Raw genomic sequence first — 17,123 nt, 5'->3', positions numbered from 1 at the left:
TCACGACGGCACGCCGCTCCTCACCCGAGCGGCACCGGCGGACGCCCGGCCCGGAGAGCCCACGCCCCACCAGGAGCCCTCCCCGCCCCCGGTCCGGCGGCGCAAACCCACGAGAGGAACCATGAAGCGACACCACACGGCTGCCGTCGCCGCCCTCGCCTGCACCGGTCTGGTGCTGGCCGGCTGCGGCCAGTCCGGTACCTCGTCGTCCGGCCTGGACGGCTGCCTCACCGACCTCGCAGGATGCAACGCCGGCGAGCGCGCCGAAGGCGGCGAGATCACGTGGGCCCTCGACGGTTCTTGGGCCACCTGGAACAAGAACACGACCGACGGCAACAACGCCTACCTCAGCATGGCCCTCGTGGGCATGTGGCCCGAGACCGGCCAGTTCGACCCCGACGGGAACTTCATCCTCAACGAGGGCATCTTCGCCTCCGAGCCCTCGCTCGTGTCCGAGAGCCCGGTGACGGTCGAGTACACCCTCAAGCCCGACGCCAACTGGGGCGACGGCACCGACATCACCGTCGACGACTTCATCTACCACTGGTACGCCACCTCCGGGAACGAGGACCTGTGCGCGGGCTGCACGCCCGCCAGCACCTCCTACGGCTCCCAGGTCGACTCCATCACCGGGTCGGGCTCCAAGGTCACCGTCACCTACGTCGACGGCTACCACTCGGCCGAGTGGAAGTACGAAGAAGTCCTCTCCGAGCCCGCGCACATCGCGGCCAAGAGCGGGGACTGGCAGAACGACCCCGAGGCCATGAAGGCCGCCGAGGACTACTTCTCGGTCACCGTGCCCACCTGGTCGACCGGCCCGTTCAAGGTCAAGGACGGCATGCCCGGCGACTACGTCATCTACGAGCCGAACGAGGCCTGGGCCGGGGAGACCGAGGTGACCCTGGACAAGATCACGTTCAAGGTCGTCGACGGCCTGGACAACATCGTCACCGCCCTGCGCAACGGCGAGATTGACGGCGCCTCGCCCATGTCGATCACCTCCGAGGCGATCACGCAGCTCGAAAGCGCCGAGGACCTCTCCTACCTCGTCTCCGGCGGCCCCTCGTGGGAGCACGTGGACCTGAACACGAACAACGAGTTCCTCTCCGACCTGGCCCTGCGCCAGGCGGTGCTCAGCGCGATCGACGTCGAGAACATCATCGCCCGCACCTACGGCTACGTGCAGTCCGACATCGTGCGCAAGGGCAACCACCTGTTCCGCAACGGCTCGGACTACTTCACCGACTACATCACGGCCACCGGCCAGGGCTCGGGCGACATCGAACTGGCCCGCGACTTCCTGATCAACGCCGGCTACGAGTGGGACGAGGCCGGGCGCCTCCACACCCCCGAAGGCGAACAGGTCACCTTGAACTTTCGCTACTCCGAGACCAAGGAGTCGCGCAAGATCACCGGCGAGCTCGCCGCCGCGAACCTCGCCGACCTCGGGATCGACGTCTCGCTCAAGGCCATCCCCGACGACAAGCTCGGCCCGACCCTGGCCGACGGCGACTTCGACATCGTGGCCTTCGGCTGGAGCACCGACCCGCTGTTCGTCAACGCGGCCTCCCAGTACTGGCACTCCGAGTCCGGCTCGAACTTCGGCAAGCTCGACGACGAGGAGCTCGACGCGCTCATCGCCGAGATCAACGGCACCCTCGACTACGACGAGGCCGCCGAGAAGGCCAACAAGGCCGTCGAGCACGCTATTGCGGACGCGTATGTGCTGCCTATCGTGGACACACCGGTCGCGGTGATGGTCTCCGATAGGTTGGTGAACATCCGCGACAATTGGGCTTCACAGGAGCGGGCGGCGTACAACATCGCAGAATGGGGGGTCAGCGGTGAATGACGGCCGCGCCACCTCGCCGCGGCGCCCTAGCGGCGGTGCGGGACGGCAGGCGTCCCGCACCCGGCCCGTTCTCGGACGGGCAGCGGAACGGGGAGTGGAATGAACGCAGTACCGCCAGGCGCAGGCCGGCGGCCCCTCGAAGGGGGCCCCGGTGAGGCGTAGGAATCGCGCAGCCGCGCGGACGGACCGACGGGCAGGCACGTCGGTCCACAGGAGAGAAACCGTTAACGAGGCATTATGGTTGTATTCATAATCCGGCGCACCCTGATGATGATCCCGGTGCTGCTGGGGGCCACTATCTTGTGCTTTGGGCTGGTCGATTTCGCGAACGACCCGGTGCAGGACCGGATCTTCGAGATCCAGCAGTCCACCGGCGAGCCGGTCCCCCAGACGACCATCGACGCACTGGAATCGGCGTGGTACTACGACCGGTCCGTGCCCGAGCGCTACTGGCTCTGGCTCACCGGCGTGGGCGAGAACAACGGCGACATCGGCCTGCTCCAGGGCGAGTGGGGCCCGTCGATCGACGGCTCGGCCATGAAGATCGGAGACGAGGTCTCCGCTCGGTTCTGGATCACGCTCAGACTGGTCCTGTTCGCCACACTCGCATCGGTGGGCATCGCCATTCTCTCCGGTGTGGTCAGTGCGGTCAAGCAGTATTCGCGCACCGACTACACGCTGACCTTCCTGGGCTTCCTGTTCCTGGCCATGCCGATCTTCTGGCTCGGCTCGCTGTTCAAGGAAGGCGCGGTGCAGCTGAACAAGCTGCTGGGTACGAACCTGTTCCAGACGTACGGCTCGGGGACCACCGGTTTCCGAGGCAACGGCTGGGAGGTCTTCGCCGACTCCATCCCCTATCTCATCGTGCCCACCCTGGTGCTCATGCTCGGCGGCTACGCCGCGATCTCGCGCTACCAGCGGGCCTCGATGCTCGAAGTCATGAACTCCGACTACGTGCGCCTGGCCCGCGCCAAGGGCGTGCGCAACCGCACGGTCATGCGCCGCCACGCCCTGCGCACCGCGCTCATCCCGGTCGCCACGTTCGCTCCGCTGTCGCTGTCGGCGGCCATGGGCGGCGCGATGGTCACCGAGAGCATCTTCGGCTGGCGCGGTCTGGGCGTGTACTCGCTCGCGGCCATCAACGCCGGCGACACGTTCGCCGTGATGGCGTACGTGCTGATCTCAGGCCTCGTCGTGCTCGTCGGCGTCCTGATCTCCGACATCCTGTACGGCGTGCTCGACCCGAGGATCCGATTTGAGTAACCAAGCTGCCTCCGCCGGCCTCGAGTCCGAGGCCATCACCACCAAGGAACGCGGACAGTGGGAGATGGTGTTCCGCCGTTTCTTCCGCCACCGCGCCGCCGTGATCAGCCTCGTGGTGTTCATCCTCATCGTGCTGTTCGCCTACGTCGGCCCGTTCCTGTGGAAGTGGGACTACAAGATCCACTCGGAGATCCCCTCGTGGGCCTCCCCGAGCCTGGAGCACCCCTTCGGCACCGACAAGGCCGGGCGCGACATGCTCGGCGCGATGATGCAGGCCACCAAGCAGTCGCTGAACGTGGCGCTCGTGGTGGCCCTGGGCTCGACGATCCTGGGCGCGCTGTACGGCGCGGTCGCCGGGTTCTACCGCGGCTGGGTCGACGCGGTGCTCATGCGCTTCCTCGACATCATGTTCGTGATCCCGTTCCTGGTCATCACCGGCGCCCTCGCCGGCGCGATCGACACCAGCGTCCGCTGGTACCACATGGCGATCATCCTCGCGGTGTTCGGCTGGACCTCGATCGCCCGCGCCGTGCGCGCCGAGGTGCTCTCGCTGCGGGAGAAGGAGTTCGTGGAGGCCGCGCGAGCGGTCGGCGGCTCCGACTGGCACATCATCATCAAGCACCTCATCCCCAACACGATGAGCGTCATCATCGTCTCGGTGACCCTCCAGATCGCGTTCGCGATCCTCTCGGAGACGACGCTGTCCTTCCTCGGTCTGGGCATCCAGAGCCCCGACACGTCACTGGGCCTGCTCATCGACGCGGCGGGCGCTTCGGCGTTCAACGCGCACTGGTACCTGTTCTACATCCCGGGTGTCATGATCATTCTCATCGCGCTGACCATCAACTTCATCGGTGACGGCCTGCGCGACGCCATGGACCCGCGACAGACGATGGTGAGGCGTTAGGCGATGGCCAACATTTCAGTCTCCACCGGCGGCAGCCGGGCCGTGGGCACCAAGGGCGACTCGGTCCTGGCGGTCAAGGACCTCAACGTGTCCTTCCCGACCGAGGACGGTCTCGTGCACGCGGTGCGCGGCGTGTCCTACGACCTGCGCCGGGGCCAGAGCCTCGGGATCGTGGGCGAGTCGGGCTCGGGCAAGTCGGTGACCTCGATGGCGGTCATGGGCCTCTTGCCCAAGTCCGCCAAGATCACCGGCTCGGCCAAGCTGGAGGGCGAAGAGCTCCTCGGCCTGGGCGACGCCGAGCTCTCCCGCGTCCGCGGCAAGAAGATCTCGATGATCTTCCAGGACCCGCTGACCAGCCTCAACCCGGTCTACACGGTCGGCTTCCAACTGGCCGAGGCGATCCGGGTCCACTACACGGACATCTCCAAGGCCGAAGCCCGCACCCGCTGCATCGACCTGCTCGACTCGGTCGGCATCCCCAACCCGCAGCAGCGGGTGGACGCCTACCCGCACGAGCTGTCGGGCGGCATGCGGCAGCGCGTGGTCATCGCGATCGCGATGGCCAACAACCCGGACGTGATCATCGCCGACGAGCCGACCACGGCCCTCGACGTGACCGTCCAGGCGCAGGTCCTCGAAGCGCTGGAGAAGGCCCGCGAAGAGGTCAACGCCGCGCTCATCCTGATCACGCACGACCTGGGCGTCATCGCCGGTCACACCGACGAGGTCCTGGTCATGTACGCCGGGCGCCCGGTCGAGCAGGGCAGCGTGGACGAGATCTTCTACACCCCGCGCATGCCCTACACGCTGGGCCTGATCGGGTCGCTGCCGCGCATGGACGAGAGCCGGGGCCACCGCCTCACCCCCGTCCACGGCACGCCGCCCTCGATGCTCAACCTGCCGCCGGGCTGCCCGTTCCGCCCGCGGTGCCCGATGAGCCAGGACGTGTGCGCCGAGACCGAGCCCGCGCTGCTGCCGATCAACGGCTCGGGCCACGTGGCGGCCTGCCACTTCTCGGATCAGCTGGAGGGCAAGGCCCCGGACGACGTGTTCGCGCCGGTCGCCACCGACCTGTCGGTCGAGGCCGAGGTCGAAGCGGTCGAGGCCGAGGCCGCCGCGCACGCCGAGGAGGACGACAAGTGAACGCGATGCTCGACACGCCCCAGAACGCCGGAACCCCGGTGATCGAGGGCCGGAACCTCGTCAAGGAGTTCCCGGTCCGCTCGAAGGGCATCATGCGCCGCAAGGTGGGCGCGGTCCACGCCGTCTCGGGCGTGAGCCTGGAGATCGGCGAGACCGAGACCCTGGCGTTGGTCGGCGAGTCCGGCTGCGGCAAGTCCACCACGGCCCGCCTGATGATGAACCTGATCCCGGTGACGTCGGGCGAGGTGCTCTACGAGGGCCGGGACCTGACGAAGCTCTCGCGCAACCAAATGCGTCCGGTGCGCCGCGACCTTCAGCTGGTGTTCCAGGACCCGATGGCGTCGCTGGACCCGCGCATGACGGTCTTCGAGATCATCGCCGAGCCGCTGCGCGTGCACGGGATGTTCAAGAGCGGCGGGCGCGACCGGGTCAACAGCCTGATCGAGATCGTGGGCCTGAACCCCGAGCACCGCAACCGCTACCCGCACGAGTTCTCCGGCGGCCAGAGGCAGCGCATCGGCATCGCCCGCGCGCTCGCCTTGCAGCCCAAGGTGCTCATGCTGGACGAGCCGGTGTCGGCGCTCGACGTGTCGATCCAGGCGGGCGTGATCAACCTGCTGGAGGACCTCCAGGACGAGCTGGGCCTGTCCTACCTGTTCGTGTCGCACGACCTCTCGGTGGTGCGCCACATCGCGGACAAGGTCGCGGTCATGTACCTGGGCAAGATCGTGGAGGAGGGCACCACGGACCAGCTGTTCGCCGGTCCGGCCCACCCGTACACGCAGGCGCTCATGTCGGCGATCCCGCTGCCGGACCCGCGCAAGGAGCGGACCCGCGAGCGGATCGTGCTCCAAGGCGACGTGCCGAGCCCGTCGAACCCGCCTTCGGGTTGCCGGTTCCGCACCCGCTGCCCGCTGTTCAAGGAGCTCTCGGAGGCCGAGCAGTCGAAGTGCATCGACATCGAGCCGCTGCTGCGCTCCGACCACGCGGGCCTGACCCGCGCGGCCTGCCACTACGCGGAGCCGAAGCAGCTCGTGTGATCCTGTGACCGAAAACGGCCGGGCGGTTGTAGCCGCTCGTGTGATCCTGTGACCGACAGCGGCCGGGCGGTGTGACCGCCCGGCCGCTGTCGTATGTGGGACAAGGGCATCCAAGCTTGCCCTGTGTCTGAGGGCCGGCTCACGAGTGCCGGCCCGGTCGGCTAATGCAGGTAGTAGTCGTCCATGCAGCCGGTGTGCGCGAATCCCCAGGTCCCGTCCCACCGGACCGCGACCCACACCTCGGAGGAGAAGCCGCAGGTCTTGTGGTTCCCTCCTGGAGTGAAGGGCACGCACCACGCGCCGTCGGCCCATTCGCCCGCGGGCACTTCGGCGATCACCGGCGAGGTCGCGTACGGCAGTTCGCGGATGGCCGTGTCGACTCGGAACTTGGCGGGGCACAGCACGCTCTCGGTGCGCTGCGCGTCCGCGGCCTGGTCGGGGGCCGCCTGGGCCGGGACGGCCCACAGTGCCCCCATTGCCAGCGCCGCGGCCGCCGTGGACAGGATTCTTCGCATCAGACCACCTCACTGTTGAACGACGATGCCGCTTCATGCTGGCAGCGCCGGGGCCCCGGCGAGGTCGAATGCGGCGGTTGTCGGAAAGTCGATAGTGGTCAGGCGCAGTCGTTGTCGTCGCCTTCGGCGCTCGTATAGCCGAGGGTGATCGGCTCGTCCAGGGGGACGACGTTCCCGCCCGCGGGGTCTTGGAAGTTGATGTCGCATTCTTCGAGGCCCAGCCAGGTGCCGAACATCCGGGAGATCGAGACGTCGGTGAAGCCGAGGTCGTCGAGCTGATCCATCGCCGAGTGGGAGTTCTGGCTGATGAGGTCGGGCATCTCGGCGCTGGTGGAGGCCGGTTTGTCCGGTGTGGACTGTTCGGTGGCGGTGCCGGGTTCGCTCTCGCCCGCGTCCTCGGTGGGTTCGCCGTCGTCGAGGAGGATCTCGTCCTCGGTGGCCGTAGACGTTTCGTCCTCGCTGGGGCTGGGGGACTCGTCCGGTTCGTGCGAGGGCGACAGGGGCTCGCCGAGGAGATCGGTGGTCTGGTCGACGGTGAGGTCGGGTTCGCTGGGGCGCCGCTCCCAGGGCCGCAGTATGGCGGTGGTGCCCGCGGCGAGGAGGACGACGACGAGGGCCGCCACGAGCGCGAGGCGCTTGGTGTTGCCGTTCTGCTCCTTCTCGGGCGGGGGCGGGTCGTCCGGGGGAGGGGCGGGCTGGATCGCGTCGGCCCGCACCTGGTGCTCGGCGGCGAGGCACGCGGCGGCCAGCTCCTCGGCGCCTGCGAAGCGCTCCTCGGGTTCCTTACGGAGGCAGCGCATCACGATGTCGCTGATCGGGCCGGGCACGAAGTCGGGGAGCGGCGGCGGCTCCTCGTAGAGCTGCCCGTGGACTTGGGTGGCGGGGTCGGCGGCGGCGAACGGCGTGGTGCCGGTGAGGCACTCGTAGGCCACCACGCCGAGCGAGTAGAGGTCGGAGCGGCCGGTGACCTCGGCGTGGCGCAGCTGTTCTGGTGCGGCGTAGGCGAGGGTGCCGTAGGAGGTGTCGGCCGGGGTCAGGCGCGTGCGGTCGGTCAGCAGCGAGATCCCGAAGTCCACCACCCGGATGCGGCCTTCGGGGTCGACGAGGAGGTTACCGGGCTTGACGTCCCGGTGGACCACCCCGATGCGGTGCGCTTTGCCAAGGGCCGCTGCGGCTTCGGCCATGAACCGCATCGTGTCCTCGGGCCGGATCGCGCCCCGCTCGTCGATGAGATCGCCGAGCGAGCCGGTCTCGACCAGCTCCATCGCGATGTACCACAAGGGTTCGGCGCCGCTCTCGTCCTGCCCGAAGTCGTAGATCTCCACGAACCCCTCGCCCTTGAGGCTGGCGAGGGTCTGGGCTTCGCGGCTGAAGCGGTCGACCGGGCTGAACTCGCCGTCGAGGGTGTGGCGCAGGATCTTCACGGCCACGTCGCGGCCGAGCCGGAGGTCAAACGCTTTCCAGACCGATCCCATTCCGCCTGCGTCGATTCGCTCGTCAAGACGGAACCGGTCCGCGATGCGGGTGCCGGGCTCCACGTCGGTGGTCTCCCTCGGGGCTAGGGGATGCAAGGGCACGCATACCGCGCTCGGGGCGCAATGCGGTATTGCCGACTATAGGTGAAACGAACCACGTACGGCGCACCCCTCGCGGGCCCCCGGAGGGCCCGGGAGCGCCCCAGAAGGGCCTTTTGGAGCGTCCTTTGAGGAATTCCGGGTTGTGTCGGGATGCTGACACTTCAATGTCCGCGCAGCTAGAGTGCCCTGCACCGGAATTCGCGGGCGACCGCGAGGCCAGGTTTAACGCTAGCGTGGCAACATACGGGCCCGAGTGGTGGAATCTGGTAGACACAGTCGGCTTAAAACCGGCCGTCGGGAGACTTGCGGGTTCAAGTCCCGTCTCGGGCACGGACACGAGGGCGGCCTGAAGGTCAACGGGATCGGACGGAGTGGGGCCGTCCGGTCTCGGGTTCGCGGAGTTCCTCCCGTTCGGGTGATGAATTTTCCCGTTTGCGGTGCGTGTCCGTTCCCGGTTTCCCACACCACTTGACCTGCGAAAACCCGGCTCTCCAAGGGCCCGTTCGGACTCGGGGGCGCCCGTCGTCGCGGTTGACTGCCCGCGCGGGCCGTGCTATCCAGGAGTCGGACGCTGCCACCGAGTCGTCGAACCCACGATGCGAACCGGTGTTCCGTTCCACTGCAACGACTCTCAGGCTCCCGCATGCGCGGTGGTCCACTGGCCCGTGTCACGAGGATGGCGATGCCCGAACCACATCGGTCTCAAGTCCACAGCTATCAGCAGCCCGCCTCGGCGGGCGTGTTCGCCGGTGACGAGGCGCCGAGCCCCTCGCTGCGCACTCGGCTGCTGCAACTGGCCACCGTCCCGCTCGCCGGAGCCGTGCTCACGGGCGCGGCGGTGATGCTCATCCTCGGGTACGGCGCGTCCGGACTCCCCGACTGGGCTCTTCCCGCGGTACTCGGCACCGCGGCGATCCTGTTGGGGCTCATCGCCTTCCTCGCGGCCAAGACCGCCACCCGCACCGAAGCCGACCTGAGGCGCCGCGTCACCGCCGTCCGCAGGTCCACTGTGGAGACCCACTACAAGGTCTGGCAGGTCCTCGACGACCTCCAGCGGGCCACCCCGCCCGACCAGCGCTGGTCGGTGCCGCTGCCCAACCCCGCCGCCAGCGCCCGCACCGTGGACGAGACCATCGCGCTCCTCGCCGCCGAGGCCCGGCACCTCAGGGCCGCAGCCGAAGCCGTCGCGGCCAGGGGCGTCCAGGCGCCCCCGCCCGCCCTGGCCCCGCCGCCGGTCCTCGCTCCGGTCCCGTTGGCCCCCAAGCCCAAGCCCAAGGACGACGAGCCCGGCGTGGGCGTCTTCGTCAACCGCGCCCGCCGTCTCCAGGTCCTGGCGCACAAGGAGATCGTCGAACTCGACTTCCTCGAACGCCAAGTCGAGGAACCCGAACTCCTCAAAGGACTGTTCTCGGTCGACCACCTCGCGACCCGGGTGCGCCGCCACGCCGAGAACCTCGCCGTCCTCGGCGGCGGCCCCTCCCACCGCCAGTGGTCGCGCCCGGTCAACGTCTACGAAGCGGTCCGCTCGGCCGTGGCCGAGGTCGAGCACTACGCCCGCGTCAAACTCGTGCGCCCCATGGACGGCACCCTCAAGGGCCACGCCGTCGCCGACGTGATCCACCTCCTGGCCGAGCTCATCGAGAACGCCACCATTTTCTCCGCCCCCGACACCCAGGTCCTCATCCGCGTCACCACCGTGCGCACCGGCCTGGCCATCGAGGTCGAGGACCGGGGCCTGGGCATGGCCCAAGCCGACCGCGAGTTCTACAACGCCATCCTCGCCGATCCCGGCGAAGTCGACCTCGAAGCGCTCCTGGCCGACGGCCGCATCGGCCTCTACGTGGTCTCGCAGCTGGCCAAACGCCACCGCGTGGCAGTCCAGTTGCAGTCCAACATCTTCGGCGGGACCCAGGCCGTCATGGTCGTCCCCGAGGAGATCCTCGGCGGCGGCCGCAGCGCGAGCGAGACCAAGGAGCCCGAGCAGCCGCAGCTGCCCTCCGTGCGCCTCGGCGAGCACACCGGCCAGCACGCCCGCCCCCAGGCCGGGCCGCGCCAAGGCCCCGACACCGGCGCGATCCGCACCGACACCGGAGCGATCCGCAAAGCCGCCCACCGCGCCACCGAACCCGCGGCCACCGGTTCGATCCCGGTGGCGCCCACGCCTCCGGCGCAGCACGTCCCCACGCCGCCCGCGCTGCCCAGCGCGCCCGCGCCCGCCGACACCCGACCCCCGCTCCCCAAGCGCAGCAGGCAGAGCCACCTCGCCCCGCAGCTGCGCGCCCCGCAGCCCGATCCCCAGCAGACCGGCACGGCCTCCGACGCTGGTCACGATCCGGGCCTGATGGCGGCCTTCCAGCTCGGGCGTCGCCGCGCCGACGAACCCGACTCCGAAGCCGCCGATGCCACCACGCACCGAGACGAGGAGTCGTAAATGTCAGGCGAAGCAGCCACCGAATCGGGATCGGACCTCAGTTGGCTCCTCGAAGCCCTCGTGGGCAAGGTCCCCAACGCTCGCAGCGCGCTCCTGCTCTCGGCCGACGGCATCAAGAAGGCCCACACCGGCATGAACGCGGACCAGGCCGACCAGCTCGCCGCCATCGCCTCAGGGCTCTTCTCCCTCGCCCGCAGCGCCGGAGCCCAGTTCGGGTCCGATGCCGGTGTGCGCCAAGTCATCGCCGAACTCGACGACACGATGCTGTTCGTCTCCACCGCCGGGACCGGCGCGGTCCTGGCCGTCTCGACCACCCGCGACGCCGACCCCGGACTCGTCGGCTACGAGATGTCCGTCCTGGTCAAGAGCGTGCGCCCGGCCCTGGAGACGCCCGTGCGCGCCCCCGCACTGGCCTCGGGTGACAAGGCGGGCTGATGGCCGACGCCGAACGACCCCTGATCGACGAGGACGCCGGGCCGCTGGTGCGCCCCTACATGGCCAGCGGCGGCCGCACCGCCCCGACCGCCTCGTTCGACCTGCTCACCCTGGTGTGGTCCACCGGGCGGGTCGGCCGCCTCGCGATCGAACCCGAGCTGGGCGAAGTGCTGCTGCTGTGCCGCGAACCGGTGTCGGTGGCCGAGGTCGCGGCCCAGCTCAGGCTCCCGGCGATCGTGGTCAAGGTGCTCCTGTCCGACCTCCTCGAACTCGGCGCGGTGGCCGTCCTCTCGCCCGACCCCGACGTAGACACCACCGACCGATCCGTATTGGAGGCACTCCTCGATGGCCTACAGCGCAGACTCTGACCGGCTCGCCCCGCTGCCGATCAAACTGCTCGTGGCCGGCGGGTTCGGCGCGGGCAAGACCACGTTCGTGGGGGCGGTCTCGGAGATCGAGCCGCTGACGACCGAGGAGACCATCACGACCGCCTCGATCGGCACCGACGACCTGACCGGGGTGGGGGACAAGCAGACCACCACCGTGGCGCTCGACTTCGGCCGCATCACGCTCGACGAGCGCCACGTCCTCTACCTGTTCGGCACCCCCGGGCAGGACCGGTTCTGGTTCATGTGGAACGAGCTCGCGCAGGGCGCGTACGGCGCGGTGGTCCTGGCCGACACCCGCCGCCTGGGCGACTGCTTCCCCTCGCTGGACTTCTTCGAGCGGCGCGGGACCCCGTTCATCGTGGCGGTCAACGAGTTCGACGGCTCCTATGACTACGGGCCCGACGAGGTCCGCGAGGCCCTCGACCTGAAGGCCGAGGTCCCGATCGTGGTGTGCGACGCCCGCGACACCCGCTCGGCCACCGAAACGCTTCTCACCCTCACACAACACCTCATATCGGCCGCTCCCACCGCGGTCAAGTTAGGAGTCACCATGACCGACCTCGAAACCGAGTTCCGCCTCACCGTCACCCCCGACGACCCGGACGGTTCGCGGCGGGCCGCGCGGCTGGCCGCGCTGGGGGCGCTCCCCGAGGCCGACCCCGAGTACGACGACATCGCCGAGCAGATCCTCCAGGTCACCGGGGCGACCTGGGCGGGCGTCAACTTCGTGGGCGAGAACCAGGACCAGTTCTTCCCCGGGATCGCCGGTCCCGGCACCAGGTCGGTCGACGGGGCCGACCCCGAGATCGGGCGCGAGATGCCCGGCGACCACGGCTACTGCGTCTACGTGGTGGCGCGCGAGAAGGCCATGGCGCTCAACAACGTCATGGACTACGCCCGCTTCGCCGGGAACCCCGTGGTCGACGCGCTCGGCATCCGCGCCTACATCGGCGCGCCGCTGGTCGACACCGAGGGCGCGACCGTGGGCACGGTGTGGGCCATCGACAACAAGACCCACCACTGGGGTCAGCCCGATGTGGACGCGATGAAGGAGATCGCCGCGACGGTCATGCTCCGCATCCGCCAGAAGGCCGGCCAGGCTTAGCCTTTCGGGACGTCCCCTCATGTCCCGCAGTGCTTCAGGGACGGCGGCCGAGCCGCCGTCCCTGCCCCGTTATCAGGCATTTGTGAAGGCGTTATGCTGCGTTGACTCGCGGGCAATCGTCCCATGATTGGATCAGGCCGGGCCCCGCGCCGGGCCTGCCCATCGACCCCCACACGGGAGAACCATGTTCAGCATCAGAGGAAAGCGCCGCGTCACGGCCGCCCTCGGAGCGGCCGCGCTCGTCGTCACCACGATGGCCGTCGGCGCCTGGTCCGGCGGCCACCACCCCGGCAAGGGACACGACGGCGGACGCCAGGTCGACCTCCAGCTCCTGGCGATCAACGACTTCCACGGCAACATCGAGGCCGCCTCCAGCCTCACCTACCCCGGCTTCGAGGACCCCGTCGGCGGCGCGGAGTACCTCGCGACCCACCTCGCCCAGGCCCGCGAAGGCGAGCGCTACTCGACCACGGTCGCCGCGGGCGACCTCATCGGCGCCAGCCCGTTCCTGTCGGCCGTGTTCGACGACGAGCCGACCATCGAGTCGCTCAACGCGATGGGCGTCGAGGTGTCCTCCGTGGGCAACCACGAGTTCGACGCCGGGTTCGAAGAGCTCGAACGCATCATGCACGGCGACGACGACTTCGAAGGCGCCGACTTCCCCTACCTCGGCGCGAACGTGGTCGACGAGGAGACCGGCGAGCCCGTCCTGGACCCGTACTGGATCAAGGACTTCCGCGGCGGCGTCAAGGTCGGCTTCATCGGCATGACCCTCGAAGGCACCGGCGACATCGTCTCCAAGTCCGGCATCGAGGGCCTCGAATTCCGCGACGAGGTCGAGACCGCCGACAAGTACGCCAAGGAACTCAAGCGCAAGGGCGTCAACGCGGTCGTGGTACTCCTCCACGAAGGCGGCATCCCCGTCGCCGAGGACACCGGCCACGACTGCGAATCCGCCGACGGCACCAGCACCGGCATGTCCGGGCCGATCGTCGACATCGCCGAGAACATGACCCCGAGGGTCGACCTCATCGTCTCCGGGCACACCCACCAGGAGTACGTCTGCTCCGTGGACGACCCGGCCGGCAACCCCCGCCTGGTGACCTCGGCGTCCAACTACGGCCGCGTCTTCACCGAGATCGACGCGACCTACGACCGCCGCACCAAGGACATCGTGCGCTCCACCGTGGTCGGCTCCAACACCGTCGTCACCCGCGACGTGGACGCCGACGCCGACCAGACCGAGATCCTCGACCACTACGGCCCGCTCGCGGCCGAGGCCGGGAACCGCGTGGTCGGCTACATCGCCGAGGACATCAAGCGCGGCGCGACCCGCGCCGAGGAGTTCCCGCTCGGCAGCCTCATCGCCGACGCGCAGCTGTGGAACACCCAGGACGACGGTGCCGAGCTCGCCCTCATGAACCCCGGCGGGGTCAGGGCCGACCTGCTCTACGACGAGGGCACGCCCGGCGAGGCCACGTACGGCGAGGTCTTCACCGTGCAGCCCTTCGCGAACTACGTGGTCACCGTGGACCTGACCGGCGCGCAGATCCTCACCGCGCTCCAGCAGCAGCTGCCAAGCGAAGGCCGCGACACGACGTTGGTCCTCCAGGTCTCCGAGGGCTTCACGTACACGTGGGACACGACCCTCTCGGGCACCGACCAGATCGTGGCCGATTCGCTGCGCCTCAACGGCGAGCCGATCGTGGCCGACCAGACCTACCGGGTCACGATCAACTCGTTCCTGGCCGACGGCGGCGACTCGTTCCACGCGTTCGCCGAGGGCGAGAACCGGCTGTTCGGCGACCTCGACGTGGACGCGTTCGAGCAGTACATCGCCGAATTCGGCACCAGCGAGAACCCGCTGGCGGCCCCAGAACTGGGCCGGATCACCGTCCTCTCCTAGTTCCTTAGGAAATTCACAGCGGCGGGACCGCGCCTGGTCCCGCCGCTGTGTCGTTCATCCGGCATCGACCGGATAGTCTTGACGCACCCTGAACACTTCACGGAGGACCGCAGGTCATGGCAATGCAGAGCAGGAACTCATCCCTTCGAAATATGGTGAAGACCCAGTACAACGAGCAGCACATGGGTGCGGCGTACGGGCCTTACGGACAGATGACCCAGGCCCCGCAGGTCGAGACCATGCGGATCGACGACGTCATCATCCGCACCGTCGCGCTCGTGGCCGCCACGTTCGTCGCCGCGATCCTCACGTATTCGATGGTCAACAACGCGATCGGCACCGACGCCCTGGGCGACCCGGTCGTCATCGACTCCGAGGCGTTCTCGACCGCGATGCTCCTCGGCGGGGTCGGCATGTTCGTCGGCCTCGGCGTCATCATCTTCTCGATGTTCAAGCCGATCACGAACCCGTTCGTGGCCTTCGTGTACGCCATCGGCCAGGGCCTCCTCCTCGGCGGCGTCTCGGCGTTCTTCGAGGCGCGGTGGCCTGGCATCGTGGTCAACGCGCTGCTGGCGACCATCCTGGTGTTCGGCGGCATGCTCGCCCTCTACAAGTTCCGCATCCTCAAGAACTCGCCGATCTTCGCGAAGGTCATGGTCGGCGCGGGCTTCGGCATCTTCGGCCTCATGATGGTCAACCTCATCGGCAGCTTCGCCGGGTTCGACCTGGGCCTGTTCGCCGGTCCCGGCGAGTCGGTCTCGGCGCTCCAGTGGATCATCGCCATCGGCATCACGCTGTGGGCCGCGTTCTCGTTCATCCTCGACTTCGACATGATCGAGTACTCCGCCAACAACGGCGCCCCCAAGAAGTACGCCTGGGCCGGGGCCTTCGGCCTCACCGCCGGGCTGATCTTCCTGTACTGGAACCTGCTGCGGCTGCTGTCCTACTTCCAGGGCGACTAGCACTGGACATGGGCTCAGCCAGGGCGACCAGCACTGGAACGTGAGCTCAGCCGAGGCGACTAGCCTTGGCGCATGAGCACTGACCTGGAGCGGGCGATCGGGCGTGTCGTCGAAGGCACACGCCACTGGTCGCCCGCTCGTTGGCTTTCCAAGGCCGACGCGATGCACGCCCTCGTCCAAACCCTCGCCGACCTCACAGCCGACGCCGAATCCCGCCCCCACCGCGAGGTCCCGCGCCTGCCCGCCGACATGCACCTCCCCGACCAACTCCAGGTCATAGGCCTGGACCTCCTCGAAGTCGAAACCGATCTCACCGAGGAGCAGCGCGAGGCCGCCGACGAGGCGATCGCCTCGGCCCGGCAGGCGCTGTTCTAACTCGTCCCAGGTGGTCATGAGTAGGGCCGCGTCGTCGAGGGCTTCTACGAGGTTGTCGGATTCCCAGCGCAGGACGTTGCGCCTGGTGCGGGTCTGGCGGTCTTCGATGGCGGCCAGGCGCAGGTCGAGGCGGTTGGCGGCTTGGCTGAGGTCGACGCCGTGTTGCGGGGCGGTGCCTCGGGCGAGGGCCGCCAGGCGCAGGTACGCGCCGTCCACCGCGTCGGCGAATGTGTCCACTCCCGACAGTCCTGGGACCTTCTCGTCCCTGGTGAGCGTGGCGTTGACCGCCACCAGCGCCCTTCCGGCCCTTGACAGCGCGGCCTCGGCGCCGAGCGCGTCGGCCGAGAGTGGGCCGGGTCCGGCCACCGGTTCGGCCTTGGCCTGGTCGGCGGCGGCGTTCAGGGCCGCGCGGCGGGCCCGGATCTGGTCGATCGCGGCGTGCATGACCTTGCGGTCGTAGTCGCTCGGGTGGGCCTGGCGGTCCAAGGTGAGGCGCGCGTAGTCGCGGTAGGCGTCCACGAGGTCCCCGAGGAGGTCGCCGAGCCTGCGGGTCTGCCAGGTGGGGACCAGCACGTAGAAGCCGATCGCGAGGGCCGCGCCCGCGAAGGTGCAGGCCCCGCGGTCGAGGGCGGCCATGACCGGGTTGTCGCCGGAGAGGTCGATCTGGAACACCGTGAAGCCCGAGACGGCAGCGGTGAACACGAGCATCGAGACCGGCCGGGCCAGGTAGGCGATGAGCGCGTACGCGAGCACGGCGAGGCTGAGCGAGAGCTCGGTGTGCGGCAACAGCAGGCCCAGGAGCGAGGCGAGGATGACGCCGCCGGTGGTGCCCAGGGCGCGGGTGGTGCCGCGGGTGAGCGTCCCGGCGAAGTCGGCTTGGAGCACCAGCCACGCGGTGAGCGGGACCCAGTAGCCGTGCTCGGTGGGCCACAGGAGCCCGATCGTCATGGCCAGCGCGATGACCCCGGCGCGGCGCAGGGAGTGGTGGATGACCGGGTCGCGGCGGTGGAGGCGGCCTCTGAGCTGGCTCGCGGCCTGGCGGGCGGTGCTGGTGGCGTGGGCGAGCGCGGGGTCGGCCACGACCGGGTCGCCTCCGGCGGTGATCCGCTCGGCGAAGCCGCCGGTCTCGTGGAGGGTGCGCAGGAGGCCGCCGATCTCGGTGGGCATGGTCCCGGTGGCGGTGGCGAGGGGGTTCTGGGAGAGGCCGTCGAGGAGCGCGTCCC

Annotated in this window: 13 protein-coding genes, 1 tRNA gene and 3 pseudogenes; 14 read left to right on the top strand and 3 right to left on the bottom strand. The window is 69.1% G+C overall.

The window, feature by feature from the left end:
- Nucleotides 1-121: 121 nt before the first annotated feature.
- From AB0B28_RS06260 to AB0B28_RS06240, 5 genes are all read left to right on the top strand, one after another.
- Nucleotides 122-1,852 carry an ABC transporter family substrate-binding protein gene (locus AB0B28_RS06260; RefSeq protein WP_360117380.1) on the top strand — a complete coding sequence of 577 codons (1,731 nt, stop codon included), beginning with the start codon at nucleotides 122-124 and terminating at the stop codon, nucleotides 1,850-1,852.
- A gap of 237 nt (nucleotides 1,853-2,089) precedes the next feature.
- Nucleotides 2,090-3,115: an ABC transporter permease gene (locus tag AB0B28_RS06255; protein WP_360117377.1), complete on the top strand. Its 1,026-nt coding sequence runs from the start codon at nucleotides 2,090-2,092 to the stop codon at nucleotides 3,113-3,115.
- Complete coding sequence (locus AB0B28_RS06250; RefSeq protein ID WP_360117374.1) at nucleotides 3,108-4,022, top strand: ABC transporter permease; 915 nt, start codon at nucleotides 3,108-3,110, stop codon at nucleotides 4,020-4,022. Before AB0B28_RS06255 ends, AB0B28_RS06250 begins: the two co-directional genes overlap by 8 nt.
- Nucleotides 4,023-4,025: 3 nt before the next feature.
- Nucleotides 4,026-5,165, top strand: coding sequence for an ABC transporter ATP-binding protein (locus AB0B28_RS06245; protein ID WP_360117371.1), 1,140 nt, complete (start codon nucleotides 4,026-4,028; stop codon nucleotides 5,163-5,165).
- A gap of 5 nt (nucleotides 5,166-5,170) precedes the next feature.
- On the top strand, nucleotides 5,171-6,205 hold the full coding sequence (locus AB0B28_RS06240) for an oligopeptide/dipeptide ABC transporter ATP-binding protein (protein WP_360117778.1): 1,035 nt from the start codon (nucleotides 5,171-5,173) through the stop codon (nucleotides 6,203-6,205).
- A 161-nt stretch (nucleotides 6,206-6,366) separates the two neighbouring features.
- On the opposite strand, the gene AB0B28_RS06235 is transcribed toward AB0B28_RS06240, so the two are convergent.
- Both AB0B28_RS06235 and AB0B28_RS06230 read right to left on the bottom strand, forming a co-directional pair.
- A complete protein-coding gene (locus tag AB0B28_RS06235; protein ID WP_360117368.1) occupies nucleotides 6,367-6,720 on the bottom strand; it encodes a hypothetical protein in 354 nt (117 codons plus the stop codon).
- Between the two features lie 98 nt (nucleotides 6,721-6,818).
- Nucleotides 6,819-8,291 (bottom strand): serine/threonine protein kinase, encoded by a 1,473-nt coding sequence (locus AB0B28_RS06230; protein WP_360117365.1) that lies wholly within the window; start codon nucleotides 8,289-8,291, stop codon nucleotides 6,819-6,821.
- A 253-nt stretch (nucleotides 8,292-8,544) separates the two neighbouring features.
- Here AB0B28_RS06230 and AB0B28_RS06225 point away from each other — a divergent pair.
- From AB0B28_RS06225 to AB0B28_RS06185, 9 genes and pseudogenes are all read left to right on the top strand, one after another.
- Nucleotides 8,545-8,627: transfer RNA gene (locus tag AB0B28_RS06225), tRNA-Leu, on the top strand.
- A 352-nt stretch (nucleotides 8,628-8,979) separates the two neighbouring features.
- The gene (locus AB0B28_RS06220; protein ID WP_360117362.1) at nucleotides 8,980-10,728 is read left to right on the top strand and encodes an ATP-binding protein; all 1,749 of its coding nucleotides are present in this window, start codon (nucleotides 8,980-8,982) and stop codon (nucleotides 10,726-10,728) included.
- A complete protein-coding gene (locus AB0B28_RS06215) occupies nucleotides 10,729-11,163 on the top strand; it encodes a roadblock/LC7 domain-containing protein (RefSeq protein ID WP_360117359.1) in 435 nt (144 codons plus the stop codon). It abuts the gene before it with no gap.
- Nucleotides 11,163-11,531 carry a DUF742 domain-containing protein gene (locus tag AB0B28_RS06210; RefSeq protein ID WP_360117356.1) on the top strand — a complete coding sequence of 123 codons (369 nt, stop codon included), beginning with the start codon at nucleotides 11,163-11,165 and terminating at the stop codon, nucleotides 11,529-11,531. Before AB0B28_RS06215 ends, AB0B28_RS06210 begins: the two co-directional genes overlap by 1 nt.
- Nucleotides 11,509-12,087 (top strand): annotated as a pseudogene (locus AB0B28_RS06205) (ATP/GTP-binding protein); the annotation flags it as partial. The gene AB0B28_RS06210 and the pseudogene AB0B28_RS06205, both read left to right, overlap by 23 nt.
- A gap of 15 nt (nucleotides 12,088-12,102) precedes the next feature.
- Entirely contained in the window at nucleotides 12,103-12,657 is a 555-nt protein-coding gene (locus AB0B28_RS06200; RefSeq protein ID WP_360117775.1) for a GAF domain-containing protein, read from the top strand.
- A gap of 184 nt (nucleotides 12,658-12,841) precedes the next feature.
- Nucleotides 12,842-14,563: a 5'-nucleotidase C-terminal domain-containing protein gene (locus AB0B28_RS06195; RefSeq protein WP_360117353.1), complete on the top strand. Its 1,722-nt coding sequence runs from the start codon at nucleotides 12,842-12,844 to the stop codon at nucleotides 14,561-14,563.
- Nucleotides 14,564-14,679: 116 nt separating this feature from the next.
- Nucleotides 14,680-15,525, top strand: coding sequence for a Bax inhibitor-1/YccA family protein (locus AB0B28_RS06190; RefSeq protein ID WP_360117772.1), 846 nt, complete (start codon nucleotides 14,680-14,682; stop codon nucleotides 15,523-15,525).
- A 72-nt stretch (nucleotides 15,526-15,597) separates the two neighbouring features.
- Nucleotides 15,598-15,819 (top strand): annotated as a pseudogene (locus AB0B28_RS06185) (hypothetical protein); the annotation flags it as partial.
- A 675-nt stretch (nucleotides 15,820-16,494) separates the two neighbouring features.
- Here AB0B28_RS06185 and AB0B28_RS06180 read toward each other — a convergent pair.
- Nucleotides 16,495-16,848: pseudogene (locus AB0B28_RS06180) on the bottom strand (FUSC family protein); the annotation flags it as partial.
- Nucleotides 16,849-17,123: the final 275 nt, after the last annotated feature.

This window comes from Glycomyces sp. NPDC046736, assembly GCF_040645615.1.
Classification (GTDB): Bacteria; Actinomycetota; Actinomycetes; order Mycobacteriales; family Micromonosporaceae; genus Glycomyces.
Note: the sequence above shows the minus strand (reverse complement) of the source record. Positions and strands in the feature narration are given on the sequence as shown.